Source organism: Pseudonocardia lacus (genome assembly GCF_018531445.1).
Classification (GTDB): domain Bacteria; phylum Actinomycetota; class Actinomycetes; order Mycobacteriales; family Pseudonocardiaceae; genus Pseudonocardia; species Pseudonocardia lacus.
Genome location: NZ_JAHDTH010000085.1, coordinates 1 through 12,310, shown reverse-complemented (window position 1 = coordinate 12,310; position 12,310 = coordinate 1). Strand labels below are relative to the sequence as shown.

Below are 12,310 nucleotides of genomic sequence, written 5' to 3'. Positions count from 1 at the left end.
CCCCCCCCCCCCCCCCCACCTGCCCCCCACCCCCCGCCCCTCTCCCCCCCCACAACTTCGTTCTCGACGGAAGTGCGGACGTGCCGACGGCCACACCGAGAGCGGTCAGGTCTCGCGCCGGACGGCATCGCGTGACCATGATGGCCCCCAGGTGCTCGACGGAGAGGATTCACGGTGCGTGCAGTGCGGGTTGTGGCGTTGGACGGTCCCTCGGCGGTGGAGGTCGGCGAGGTGCCCGAGCCGGAGGCGGGGCCCGACCAGGTGCTGATCGACGTCCGCGCGGTCGGCGTGAACTTCCCCGACGTGCTGCAGTCCAAGGGCCAGTACCAGTACAAGCCGGAGCTGCCGTTCGTGCTCGGGTCGGAGGCGGCCGGCGTGGTGCGCTCGGCGCCGGAGGGCTCGGGGTTCTCCCCGGGCGACCGGGTCGCCGCGTTCCCCGGGCAGGCGGCGTTCGCCGAGGTGGTGGCCTGCCACCCGGACCGCGTGCTGCCGCTGCCCGACGAGGTGTCGTTCGAGGCCGGGGCCGGGCTGCCGATGAACTACCTCACCGCGCACTTCACGCTGCTGGCGCGCGGCCGGTTGGCCAAGGGCGAGACCGTGCTGGTGCACGGCGCCGCGGGCGGGGTCGGCACCGCGGTCGTCCAGCTCGCCGCGGCACTGGGCAACCGGGTGATCGCGGTGGTGTCCACCGACGCCAAGGCCGAGGTGGCCCGCCGTGCGGGCGCGCAGGACACGGTGCCGGTGGAGGGCTTCCGCGACGCGGTCAAGGGACTGACCGAGGGCCGCGGTGTCGACGTCGTGGTCGACCCGGTCGGCGGCGACCGGTTCACCGACTCGCTGCGCTGCCTCGCCCCGGACGGCCGGCTGCTCGTGGTCGGGTTCACCGCGGGGGAGATCCCCACGGTGAAGGTCAACCGGCTGCTGCTGAACAACATCGACGTGGTCGGCGTCGGCTGGGGCGCCTACGCGCTCTCCCGGCCCGGCTACGCGGCCAAGGAGTGGCAGGAGCTGATCCCGCACCTGCGCTCGGGCGCGCTCGACCCGATGATCGTCGAGAGCTTCCCGCTGGCCGAGGCGGCCACGGCGCTGCGGCGCATCGACGACCGCGAGGTCACCGGCAAGATCGTGCTGACGGTCTGAGCGGGCCGGCCGTGGGCGCCCGGGCGGCGGAGCTGACCGTCGAGGAGAAGGCGGCGCTGTGCCTGGGCGCCGACATCTGGCGGACCGCGCCGGTCGAGCGGCTGGGCATCGGCTCGGTGGTACTCGCCGACGGCCCGCACGGCCTGCGCAAGCCCGCCGAGGGCGGCGTCGGGATCGGCGGGAGCGTCCCGGCCACCTGCTTCCCGACGGCCTCCGCGCTGGGCTCCTCCTGGGACCCGGAGCTGGTCGAGCGGGTCGGTGCCGCGCTCGGCGCGGAGGCCGCGGCGCAGGGCGTGGGCGTGCTGCTCGGGCCGGGCATCAACATCAAGCGCTCGCCGCTGTGCGGGCGCAACTTCGAGTACTTCTCCGAGGACCCGCTCATCTCCGGGGTGCTCGGGGCGGCGATGGTGCGGGGGGTGCAGAGCCGCGGCGTCGGGGCCTGCGTCAAGCACTACGCGGCCAACAACCAGGAGACCGACCGGCTGCGCGTGAGCGCCGACGTCGACGAGCGCACGCTGCGCGAGATCTACCTGGCCGGCTTCGAACGGGTGGTCCGGGAGGCCGGCCCGTGGACGGTGATGTGCGCCTACAACGCCGTCAACGGCGTGCTGGCCTCGCAGAACCGCTGGCTGCTCAGCGAGGTCCTGCGCGACGAGTGGGGCTTCGACGGGCTGGTCATGTCCGACTGGGGCGCGGTGGCCGACCGGGTCGCCGCGCTGGCCGCCGGGCTCGACCTGGAGATGCCACCCAACCTCGGGGTCAGCGACGCGGCCCTGGTGGCCGCGGTGCGCTCGGGCGAGCTGGCCGAGGCCGAGCTGGACACCGCGGCGGGACGGGTGCTGGCGCTCGGCGACCGGGTCGGCGCCGGTGCGCCCGCCGAACCGGTCGACGCGGACGCCCACCACGCCCTCGCCCGCCGGGTCGCGGCGCAGTGCGCCGTCCTGCTCCGCAACGACGGCGCCCTGCTGCCGCTGGACGTGCCCGCCGGGGGAGCGGTCGCGGTGGTCGGCGAGTTCGCCCGCACCCCGCGTTACCAGGGCGCGGGCAGCTCGCAGGTCAACCCGACGCGGGTCGACGTGCCGCTCGACGAGCTGCGCCGGGCCCTGCCCGACGAGGTCGACGTCCGCTTCGCCGCGGGCTTCACCATCGAGCCCGACGTCGCCGCCGACGAGCAGTTGGCCGCGGAGGCCGAACGGGTCGCGGCGGACGCCGACGTGGTCGTGGCGTTCCTCGGCCTGCCGGCGAGCGCGGAGTCCGAGGGCTTCGACCGCACCCACATCGACCTCCCGGCGAACCAGACCGCGTTGCTGGCCCGGCTGGCCGCGGCCAACCCGCGGGTGGTCGTCGTGCTGTCCAACGGCTCGGTCGTGCGCACCTCGGACTGGGAGCGGCACGCCGCGGCGGTGCTGGAGTGCTGGCTGTCCGGGCAGGCGGCCGGCGGCGCGATCGCCGACGTGCTGGTCGGGGCGGCGGAGCCGGGCGGGCGGCTGGCCGAGACGGTCCCGCTGCGGCTGGCCGACACCCCCTCGCACCTGAACTTCCCCGGCGAGCTGGGCCACGTGCGCTACGGCGAGGGCGTCTTCGTGGGCTACCGCGGCTTCGACGCCGCCGACCGCCCGGTCGCGTACCCGTTCGGGCACGGGCTGTCCTACACCTCGTTCGGCTACGCCGACCTGGAGGTCGCCGTCACCGGCAGCGCCGACGACGGCGACCTGGCCGTCGACGTGGCGGTGGCGGTCACCAACACCGGTGCCCGGCCCGGCACCGAGGTCGTGCAGCTCTACGTGGGCGACCCGCACGCCGCGGTGGCCCGGCCGGTGCGCGAGCTGCGCGGCTTCGCCAAGGTCGCGCTGGAGCCGGGGCAGACGCGCGCCGTGCGCTTCCGGCTCGGGGCGCGCGACCTGTCGTACTGGTCGACGGCGGCGGGCCGGTGGGTGCTGGAGGGCGGGCGCTTCGACCTGGCCGTCGGGGCCTCCTCGCGCGACCTGCGGCTCACCACGTCGGTGGAGGTGCCCGCCGAGCCGGTGCGCCCGCCGCTGGGCTCCGGGGCGACGCTGGACGAGTGGCTGGCCGACCCGGACGGCGCCGAGCGCCTGCGGGCCGCCGTCGGGGTGGACCGGCGGGGTCGCCCGCGCGGCATCCTGGCCAGCGCGGAGCTGAGCCGGATGCTGGGCAACTTCCCGCTGGCCCGGCTGGCCACCTTCCCCGGCCTGGGGATCACCCCGGACGTGCTGCGCGCCATCGGACCCTGACCGGGCTCCGGGTCGTCCCCTACGTCCCGGCGAGCACGAGCGGATACCGCTGCGGCAGGACGTGCCCGCGGCTGCCGGGGTCGACCCTCCGGTGGCATGAGACGACACCGGGCGCTCCGCGCCGCCGCCCTCACCGCCCTCACCGCCGCCGCGCTCGCGTCCTGCGCGGCGCCCGCCCCCGCCCCGACCCCACCGGGTGGCCCGCCGGTCGTCATGACGGCCGACGGGCCGGTCCGCGGGGCCGAGCTGGACGGCGTCGACCGCTTCCGCGCCATCCCGTACGCCGCGCCGCCCGTGGACGAGCTGCGCTTCCGCGGCCCGCGGCCGCCCGCCCCGTGGACCGACGTCCGCGACGCGACGGCGCTGCCACCGGCGTGCACCCAGTCCTGGGAGCGGGGTCAGGACGGCGCGCCGGTGGTCACCGGTGACGAGGACTGCCTCTACCTGGGCCTGGACGTCCCGCGCGAGCGCAGCGGACCGCTGCCGGTCATGGTCTTCCTGCACGGCGGCGGGTTCTCCTCGGGCCAGGGCGCGGTGTACGACGCCGCCCGCGTGGCCGACCGCGGCGATGTCGTCGTGGTGACGCTGAACTACCGGCTGGGCGCCTTCGGCTGGATGGCCCACCCCGCCCTCGACGACCCCGACGCGGGCAACCTGGGGCTGGCCGACCAGCAGGCCGCGTTGCGCTGGGTGCGCGACAACGTCGCGGCGTTCGGCGGCGACCCGGGCAACGTGACGCTGTGGGGCGAGTCGGCGGGCGGGTTCGGCGTGTGCGCCCAGCTCGCCGCCCCCGGCGCGCGCCGACTGTTCCACAAGGCCGTCGTGCAGAGCGCGCCGTGCAGCAACCCCATGCTGCCGCGCGCGGACGCCGAGCGGCGCGGCCTGGCGCGGGCGGCCGCGGCGGGCTGCCCCGACCCGGCGACCGCCGCGGGGTGCTTGCGGGCCCTGCCGCCCGAGCGCCTGGTCACCGTCTACGCCGAGGACGTCGGACAGGTCGGCGCGCTGATCGCCGACGCGCCGTTCCTCCCGGTGGTCGGCACCGCCACGCTCCCGGAGCACCCGATCGACGCCATCCGCGACGGCTCCGCCGCCGACCTGCCCATGATCCACGGTGGCACCCGGGACGAGAACACCGCCAGGGTCGCCCAGTTCCGCGACCTCGCCGGGAACCCGGTGACCGCCGAGTCCTACCCGGGCGACCTCGCCGCGCTGTACGGGCCGCGGGCGGGTGCCTCGATCGCCGCCGAGTACCCGGCCGCGGACTTCCCGACCCCGGGCACCGCGCTGGCCACCGCGCTGACCGACCACGGCGCCACCACCGGCGCCTGCACCCAGCCGGCGCTGCTCGACGCCCCGGCCCGCACCGCCCCGACCTACGCCTACGAGTTCGTCCAGCCCGTCGCGGACCGCGCGGGCGAGCTGGTGCTGGGCACTCCGCACGGCGCCGACGTGCCGTTCTTCTTCGACAGCGCCTTCCCCGGAGCCCGGCCGTCGACCCGCACGCCCGAGGAGCAGCGCCTCGCGGACCAGCTGATCGACCACTGGGCGTCGTTCGCCCGGACCGGCGCCCCCGGCCCGGACTGGCCCACGTACCGCGACGGCGGGTTCGTGCGGCTGAGCGCCGAGGGCACAGCCGCGGTCGACGTGGCCGCCGAGCACCGCTGCGCGTTCTGGGCGGGGCTGGCGCAGGTCCTCGACGCCGACCTGCGCCCACGATGAGGTCCGGCCGTTCCGCTGACGGCCCTGGACCGGGGGCCGGTGGCCCACGGGCTTGCGGGCCACCACGCCGGTGCCCGGGAGTGCCGAGCCCCGCCCACCCGGTCGGGCTGAGGCTCAGAGCGCGCCGCGGCTCGTCTTCAGCTCGCTGAACGAGGGCACGGTGGCCAGCGTGCGCAGCGCGTCGAACAGGCGCAGCGCCTCGTCGCCGGTGGGGGAGGGCGCCACGACGGGACCGAACCAGCCCACCTCGCCGATGCGCAGCACCGGGCTGCCCGACTCCTGGCCGACCGCGGCCTGGGACTGCTCGTGGCTCGCGCGCACGGCCGCGTCGCGGGCCTCGTCGTCGACCGCGGCGGCCACCGACGCGGGCAGACCGGCCTCGGCCACCGCGTCGGCGATGACCTCGTCGGAGTAGGGCTCGCCCTTCCCGTGCCGGCGGGTGCCCAGCGCGGTGTAGAGGGCGGCCACGGCGTCGTTGCCGCCCTCGTCGGCCGCCGCGGCCAGCGCCCGCAGCGCCCGCGCGCCCTGCGCCATCCCGGCCCGGAACTGCTCGGGGATCTCCTTGCCCTCGTTGAGCACCCCCAGGCTCATCAGCCGCCAGGTGACGGTGGCCGCGCCGGTCGCGGCCACCTCGGTGGCCCAGCGGGAGGTCGCCCAGGTGAACGGGCAGACCGGGTCGAAGAAGAAGTCGAGCGGGGTCGGGTCGGTGGCCGCGCGGGTCATGGTCGGACGCTACGCCACCGGCCGCGGCGGGGTGGGGTCGTCCGGGCCCTCGTCGGGGCCGTCGGTGCCCGTCCCGCTCTGGGTGCCGTCCTCGGTCCCGTCCTGGTCGGCGAGGAACCGCTCCACCTCGGCGGCGAGCTCGTCGGCGCTGGGCAGCTCCCCCGACAGCCCGGTCGTGGGGTGCTGGCCCCGTCCGCTGGTCACGACGTCGTACTGGCGTTCGAGGGCCTGCACCACCTGGCGCACCTCGTCCGAGCCCGCCACCTGCTCGGCGATCTCGGCGTCGGCGCGCTCGGCGGCCTTGGTCAACGACCCGGTGGGCAGGTAGAGCCCGGCGGCCAGACCGGCGTGGTCGAGCAGCACGCGCGCGGCGTGCGGGTACTCGGCCCGGGCCAGGTAGTGCGGCACGTGCACGGCGAAGCCCATCGCGTCGATCCCGGACTGGCCCAGCCGCAGCTCCATCAGCCCGACGGCGCTGCCGGGCACCTCGGCCGTGGCGAACCACGCCTCGTGGCCCTCGGTCAGCTCGGGGCGGGTGCCGTGCGCGGTCACCCCGATGGGCCGGGTGTGCGGCACGGCCATCGGGATCGCCGTCAGGTTGATCACCAGCCGGACCCCGAACCGGCGCACGACCTGCTGCACCGCCGCGCAGAACCGCTCCCACTGCACGTCCGGCTCGGGGCCGGCGAGCAGCAGGTACGGCGTGTCGCCGCTGTCGGAGAGCAGCACGACATCCAGCGCGGGCGCCGTGTAGTCGGCCCAGTGGTCGGTCTCGAACCGCAGCGGCGGGCGCCGCGAGCGGTAGTCGACGAGCTGGTCGGTGTCGAAGCGCACCAACCGCCGCGGTTCCTGGCCCTCCAGGACGGCCTCCACGGCCAGCCGGGCCGCGGCCCCGGCGTCGACGAACCCGTCCAGCGCGACCAGCAGGACCGGCCCGTCCAGCTGCGGCGCATCCGGCGCCACCTCGTACAACCCGGTCGGTTCCAGCACCGCGCACCTCCGTCTCGTCCGTCACCCGTCCGACACCCGTCCGGTCCCCGCGTCGCGCGCGGGGCCCCGGCTGCGTCGCCGGCCCGGACACTCGTCCCACCCCGCCGGCCCGGTCCACTGCGTCCGGGCCGGTCGCGGGTCGGTCGCCGCCGTCGGCGGGACCTCCCAGGGACAACGTGATTGTGGACGTACAGCATCCCGCTTCCGGCGCCGCGGTCGCAGATCGGTGCGGCGGAAGGGCGGAATGTCCGCCACGGGTGTGGTCAGGCGGGCAGGAGCGCGACCGCCAGCGCGACGAGGTCGTCACCGGTGAGGTCGGGCCAGCCGTGCAACTCCTCGTGCGTCGGCACCGCGGCCGCGCCGAACACGGCCCCGAGCAGGCCCCCGGCGATCGCGGCGACCGTGTCGGTGTCGCCGCCCCCGCGGATCGCCCGCTCCAGCCCGTCGGCGACGCCGTCCGCCCGGCGCACGGCGGCCCATGCCCCCTGCAGCGCCGACACCACCCACCCGTTGTCCGCGCCGAAGCGCTCGGGATCGTCGGCCCGGTCGAGCAGGTCCGCCCAGTGCGGGCCGACGTGCGGCAGCCCGATCCGGACGTCGACCTCGCCGGTGCGCACGGCGTGGTCGATCGCCAGGCACCACAGCACGCACGCCTCGCCCGCGTCGGGGTCGTGGTGGGTCAGCTCGCTGATCGCGGTGGCCACCTCGACGATCGCGGGGGTGTCGCCGAGGTGGGCCAGCGCGACCGGTGCGGTGCGCATGAGCGAGCCGTTGCCGGCGGTGCGCCCGGTGCGCGCGTGCAGGTCGGCGGCCCGGTGCCGCAGCCGCTGCGCCGACCCCCGCCCCGGCCGGGCGCCGTCGAGCACGGCGCGGGTCTGCGCGCCGACGTCCGGCGGGTCCTCGGCGTACCAGCGCAGGAAGCCGTCGGCGACGGCGTCGAGGCCCTCCTCGGTGCGCAGGTCGGCCCCGTCCGCGGCGGCCAGCACGATCGCGCAGGCCATCTCGGTGTCGTCGCTCCACTGCCCGGGAGCGATGTTCCCCAGCCCCCCGCCCAGCATCCGCGGCGGCTCGCCCGGCGGGGGCAGCGGTCGCGAGCCGTACTCGTATGGCACGCCGAGGGCGTCTCCGGTCGCGCCGGCCAGCAGTACGCCCGCCGCCCGGTCGGCGATCGTGCCGGGTCTGGTGGTGGTCATCGCGCCCCCTTTAGCTCACACATGCGCTAAGTAATAAGAGCAGAAATGAGCTAATTTGTCGAACCATGGACTGGCGCGACGACTCGGGACGCTCGCTGGCCGACTGGCCGCGCCCGTCGGTGGCGGTCGACGTCGCGCTGCTGACGGTGCGCGACCAGCGACTCGCCGCGCTGGTGCACCGGCGGACGAGCGGGTACGCGGCCGGCTCGTGGTCGCTGCCGGGCACGTTCGTGCACGAGCACGAGCGGCTGGCCGACGCGGCCCTGCGCGCGCTGCGCGACAAGGCGGGTGTGACCGGGCAGCATCCCGAGCAGCTCGGCGTCTTCGACGACCCGCACCGCGATGCCCGCGGCCGTGTGCTCAGCGTCGCCCACGTCGACCTGGTGCCGGCCGACCGGCTCCCCGACGCGCTGCTGGTGCCCGTCGTCGACGGTCGCGCCGAGCTGCCCGACGGCACCGACCTCGCCTTCGACCACGCGCAGATCCTGCGGCGCGCGGTGGACTGGGCCCGCGCCCTCTACCGCGACCGCCCCGACCCGCGCGGGCTGCTGGCGGCCGTCGAGTTCACGCTGCTCGACCTGCTGCGCCTGCACGAGACCGTGCTCGGCACCGACCTGCAGAAGGACACCTTCCGCCGGCGGATGCTGCCCGGCCTGGTCGAGACCCCGGCCCGCAGCCGAGGGTCGGTCGGCAAGCCCGCGCGGCTCTTCCGCCGCGCCGACGTGCCCGACCTCACCCCCGGACCGGAGTGAGACCGGCCGCACGGCCGCCCGACGGCGGCCCGAGCGGCGGAACATGGGCACACGAGATGACTGCGACGAACCAGACGACCAACCAGACCACAGCCGGCCCGTCCCCCTCCGAGAACGCACCGCGGCCCGTCCCGCGGGACGACGGCCGGGTGCCGCGGACGGCCTGGGTGGTCTGGGCGGTGGGCCTGGGCGCCTACACGGTCGGCGTCATGCACCGCACCTCGTTCGGGGTGGCCGGGCTGGACGCGGCCGAGCGCTTCGCCGCCTCCCCGGCCGCGCTGTCGGGGTTCGTGGTGCTGCAGCTGATGGTCTACGCCGCGCTGCAGGTGCCGGTCGGGGTGCTGCTGGACCGCTTCGGCGCCCGCCGGATGGTCGTCGTCGGCGGGCTCACCATGGCCGCGGGCCAGCTGCTGCTGGCCACCTCCACCGGGCTGCCGCTCGCGGTCGCCGCGCGCGTGCTGGTCGGCGTGGGCGACGCGTTCACCTTCATCAGCGTGCTGTCGGTGGTCACCGCGTGGTTCCCGGCCCGCCGGGTGCCGATGCTGACCCAGCTGACCGGCCTGATCGGCCAGCTCGGGCAGGTGCTCTCGGCGATCCCGCTGGCCGCGCTGCTGCACGGGCCGGGCTGGACCACCGCGTTCGTCTCGGCGGCCGCGCTGGGCGTCGCTTTCGCGGTCGCGGTGTTCGCCGTCGTGCGCGACCGGCCCCCGGGCGCGCCGGAGCCGCCGCCCGCGCCGAGCCCGCGCGACGTGGTGCGCGGCCTGGTGTCCTCGTGGCGCGAGCCGGGCACCCGGCTGGGCTTCTGGACGCACATGGGCACCCAGTTCTCCGGCATGGTCTTCGCCCTGCTCTGGGGCGTGCCCTACCTGGTGGCCGGGCAGGGCATGTCGGCCGGCGCGGCGAGCGCGCTGCTGACCGTGCTGGTCGTGGGGGGCCTGGTCGCCGGCCCGCTGTTCGGGGAGTTCACCGCCCGCCACCCGCTGCGCCGCTCGTCGCTGGTGCTGACGGTGATCGGGGCGACGGTCCTGGCCTGGACGGTGGTGCTGCTGGTCCCGCCGCCCGCCCCCCGCTGGCTGCTGGTGGTGCTGGTGGTCGTGCTGGCGCTGGGCGGCCCCGGCTCCATGATCGGCTTCGACTACGCCCGCACGTTCAACCCCGACCACCGCCGCGGCGGCGCCGTCGGCATCGTCAACGTCGGTGGCTTCACCGCCTCGCTGGTGGTGGCGTTCGCGATCGGCGTCGTGCTCGGCGCCGTCGGCCCGGGCGGCTACACGCCGGAGTCCTTCCGGGCGGCCTGGACCGTGCAGTACGCGGTGTGGGCGCTGGCGCTGCTCGGGATCTTCGTCACCCGCCGCAGGGCGCGGCGCAAGATGGCCGCCGAGGGCGTCGTCGTGCCGCCGCTGCGCGAGGTGCTGGCCCGCCGCAGGCGGGCCTGAGCACCCTCACGCCCGCCGGCGCCGGAAGATCCGGATGATCAGCGCCAGCCAGCCCAGCCCGATCAGCACCGCCCAGACCGCCGCCGCTGCCACGCCGACGCCGCTGACCAGGATCACCACGTAGACGAACAGGCAGAACGCGAGCGCCAGGTAGGTGAGCGTCAGCGGCCGGTCGGTGCGGACGGCCCCGCGCACCACCGGCAGGGCCTGGCGGGGCAGGTCGCGCACCGTCAGCCAGCCCAGCCCCGCCGATGCGGCGAGCACGACCGCCGCGACGATCCGCGACCCGAGCACGGTCCAGGAGGCGGCCAACTGGCCCAGGGTGGCCACGACCAGCCACATCCGCAGCCGCCACGACAGCTGCCAGAGCACCGCGGTGACGGCGCGGATCGTCGCCGGCTCGGACGGGTCCAGCTGACCGGCTTCGATGAGCCCGCGCAGCGCCCGGGCCGGCCGGTGCCCCCGGGCGTCGAGCACGGCCAGGTCGTGGCGGGCCACGGCGCTCTCCGGGTCCAGCTGCAGGGCCCGCTCGTAGGCTTCCCGCGCGATCGCCGTCGAGCGGGGGTCGGTCAAGTCGCTGGCCACGTCGGCCAGCAGCAGGTGGGACTCGGCGTCGTCGGGGGCCAGCTCGACCACCCTGTGCGCCACGCGCAGGGCGTCGCCCAGCCGCCCGGCGAGCTGCAGGGTGCGGGCGTAGCCGGTGGCCGCGGCCGGGTCCTCGGGGAGCAGTTCCACGCACCGGTAGCCGGCCCACACCGCCTCCTCGTGGCGGCCGAGCATCGACAGGTGCAGGGCGCGCAGCCGGTGGCCGCGCTCGCCGTCGGGCAGCGCGGCGACCGCCGCGTCCGCCACCGCCAGGCCCTCCTCGTGGCGCTGCGCGTTGAGCAGCACCGCCGAGAGCGCCCCGAGCAGGCGCGCGTCGTCCGGGGCGGCGGTGAGCGCGGTGCGGGCGATCCGCTCGGCGTCGTCGAGGCGGCCGACGACGCGCAGGTGCTCGGCGCGCTGCGCGGCCTCGCCCGCCTCGTCGAGCGCGTCGTGGGCGTGCGCCGCACCCGGCTCGCTCACAGCTTGCGGTTCTTCTTGAGGAACGCGGCCAGCTCGTCGTAGCTGCCGTCGGAGTTGCCGAACAGGGCCACGTTGCGCGCCGTGGCGAACCACGGCCCCGTGCTGGGCTGCACCTCCCGGGCCGCCCTGAGCACGTCCTTCGTGGTCAGCGGGCGCACCTGCCCGGAGCGCACCGACTCGGCCAGCGCCCGCTCGGCCGCGGTGTCGCACAGGTGGGCGAGGTCGGCCCCGGAGTAGCCGTCGGTCGCCTTGACCAGCTTGTCGAGGTCGATGCCCTCGATCGGGCGCTTCTGCAGGTGGTGCCGCAGGATCGCGGCGCGGGCCGGCTCGTCGGGCGGCAGCACCAGCAGCATCCGGTCGAAGCGGCCGGGGCGGCGCAGCGCGCTGTCGATGTCCCACGGGTGGTTGGTGGCGCCCAGCACGAACACGCCCTCGTTCTTCCCCGACAGCGAGTCCATCTCGGTGAGCAGCTGGTTGACGACGTTGCGCAGCCCGGCGGAGTGGGTCAGGTGGGAGCGCTTCTGCCCGAGGGCGTCGATCTCGTCGAGGAACAGCACGTGCGGGGCCTTGCGCCGGGCCACCCGGAAGATCTCGGCGAGGTTGCGCTCGCTGCGCCCCATCCACATGTCGAGCACGTCGGAGATGCCGACCTCGGAGAACCCGGCGCCGAGCTCGCCGGCGACCGCCCGGGCCAGGAACGTCTTGCCGCACCCCGGCGGCCCGTAGAGCAGCAGGCCGCCGGCCAGGCCCTTGCCGAACGCCTTCGCCATCTCGGGGTTGCGCATCGGGCCGAGGAACGACAGCTCCAGCCGCTCCTTGACCTGCTCCATCCCGCCGACGTCGGCGAGGCGGACCGGCGGTGTGCTGTGCAGCACGTCCTCGACGACCGGGTCGCCGGCCTCCTCGACGAACGCCGGCTCCAGCTGCGGGACGTCGGAGACGTCGTCCTCGGCCCGCTCCCAGTCGAAGTCCGGGCGCGGCGGGGGTTGTCCGACCGGCGGTGCCGGCGGCGCGGGCGGCGGCGCCGGTGGCGGGGGAGG

At 76.2% G+C, this 12,310-nt stretch carries 10 protein-coding genes; 5 read left to right on the top strand and 5 right to left on the bottom strand.

Annotated features, from left to right (window positions below; translation table 11 throughout):
- Positions 1-174: 174 nt before the first annotated feature.
- The 3 genes from KIK08_RS19090 to KIK08_RS19080 all read left to right on the top strand — a co-directional run bounded on the left by KIK08_RS19090 (position 175) and on the right by KIK08_RS19080 (position 5,111).
- Entirely contained in the window at positions 175-1,140 is a 966-nt protein-coding gene (locus KIK08_RS19090; RefSeq protein WP_214404553.1) for an NADPH:quinone oxidoreductase family protein, read from the top strand.
- An 11-nt stretch (positions 1,141-1,151) separates the two neighbouring features.
- Entirely contained in the window at positions 1,152-3,392 is a 2,241-nt protein-coding gene (locus KIK08_RS19085; RefSeq protein ID WP_214404552.1) for a glycoside hydrolase family 3 C-terminal domain-containing protein, read from the top strand.
- A gap of 96 nt (positions 3,393-3,488) precedes the next feature.
- On the top strand, positions 3,489-5,111 hold the full coding sequence (locus KIK08_RS19080; protein ID WP_214404551.1) for a carboxylesterase/lipase family protein: 1,623 nt from the start codon (positions 3,489-3,491) through the stop codon (positions 5,109-5,111).
- Between the two features lie 114 nt (positions 5,112-5,225).
- Here the strand turns inward: KIK08_RS19080 and KIK08_RS19075 are convergent, their stop codons facing one another.
- From KIK08_RS19075 to KIK08_RS19065, 3 genes are all read right to left on the bottom strand, one after another.
- Positions 5,226-5,834, bottom strand: coding sequence for a DsbA family protein (locus KIK08_RS19075; RefSeq protein ID WP_214404550.1), 609 nt, complete (start codon positions 5,832-5,834; stop codon positions 5,226-5,228).
- A gap of 9 nt (positions 5,835-5,843) precedes the next feature.
- The gene (locus tag KIK08_RS19070) at positions 5,844-6,824 is read right to left on the bottom strand and encodes a proteasome assembly chaperone family protein (RefSeq protein WP_214404549.1); all 981 of its coding nucleotides are present in this window, start codon (positions 6,822-6,824) and stop codon (positions 5,844-5,846) included.
- Between the two features lie 263 nt (positions 6,825-7,087).
- Positions 7,088-8,017 (bottom strand): ADP-ribosylglycohydrolase family protein, encoded by a 930-nt coding sequence (locus tag KIK08_RS19065; protein WP_214404548.1) that lies wholly within the window; start codon positions 8,015-8,017, stop codon positions 7,088-7,090.
- A gap of 65 nt (positions 8,018-8,082) precedes the next feature.
- Between KIK08_RS19065 and KIK08_RS19060 the strand changes: the two genes are divergently transcribed.
- Together KIK08_RS19060 and KIK08_RS19055 are read left to right on the top strand one after the other, a co-directional pair.
- Positions 8,083-8,769, top strand: a complete 687-nt coding sequence (locus KIK08_RS19060) for an NUDIX hydrolase (protein ID WP_214404547.1) — start codon at positions 8,083-8,085, stop codon at positions 8,767-8,769.
- Positions 8,770-8,825: 56 nt separating this feature from the next.
- Positions 8,826-10,205 (top strand): MFS transporter, encoded by a 1,380-nt coding sequence (locus tag KIK08_RS19055; protein ID WP_214404546.1) that lies wholly within the window; start codon positions 8,826-8,828, stop codon positions 10,203-10,205.
- Between the two features lie 6 nt (positions 10,206-10,211).
- Here KIK08_RS19055 and KIK08_RS19050 read toward each other — a convergent pair whose 3' ends face one another.
- Both KIK08_RS19050 and KIK08_RS19045 read right to left on the bottom strand, forming a co-directional pair.
- Entirely contained in the window at positions 10,212-11,270 is a 1,059-nt protein-coding gene (locus tag KIK08_RS19050) for a tetratricopeptide repeat protein (protein WP_214404545.1), read from the bottom strand.
- Positions 11,267-12,310: ATP-binding protein (locus KIK08_RS19045; protein WP_214404544.1), on the bottom strand; the 1,044-nt coding region annotated here is incomplete at its 5' end. The genes KIK08_RS19045 and KIK08_RS19050, both read right to left, overlap by 4 nt.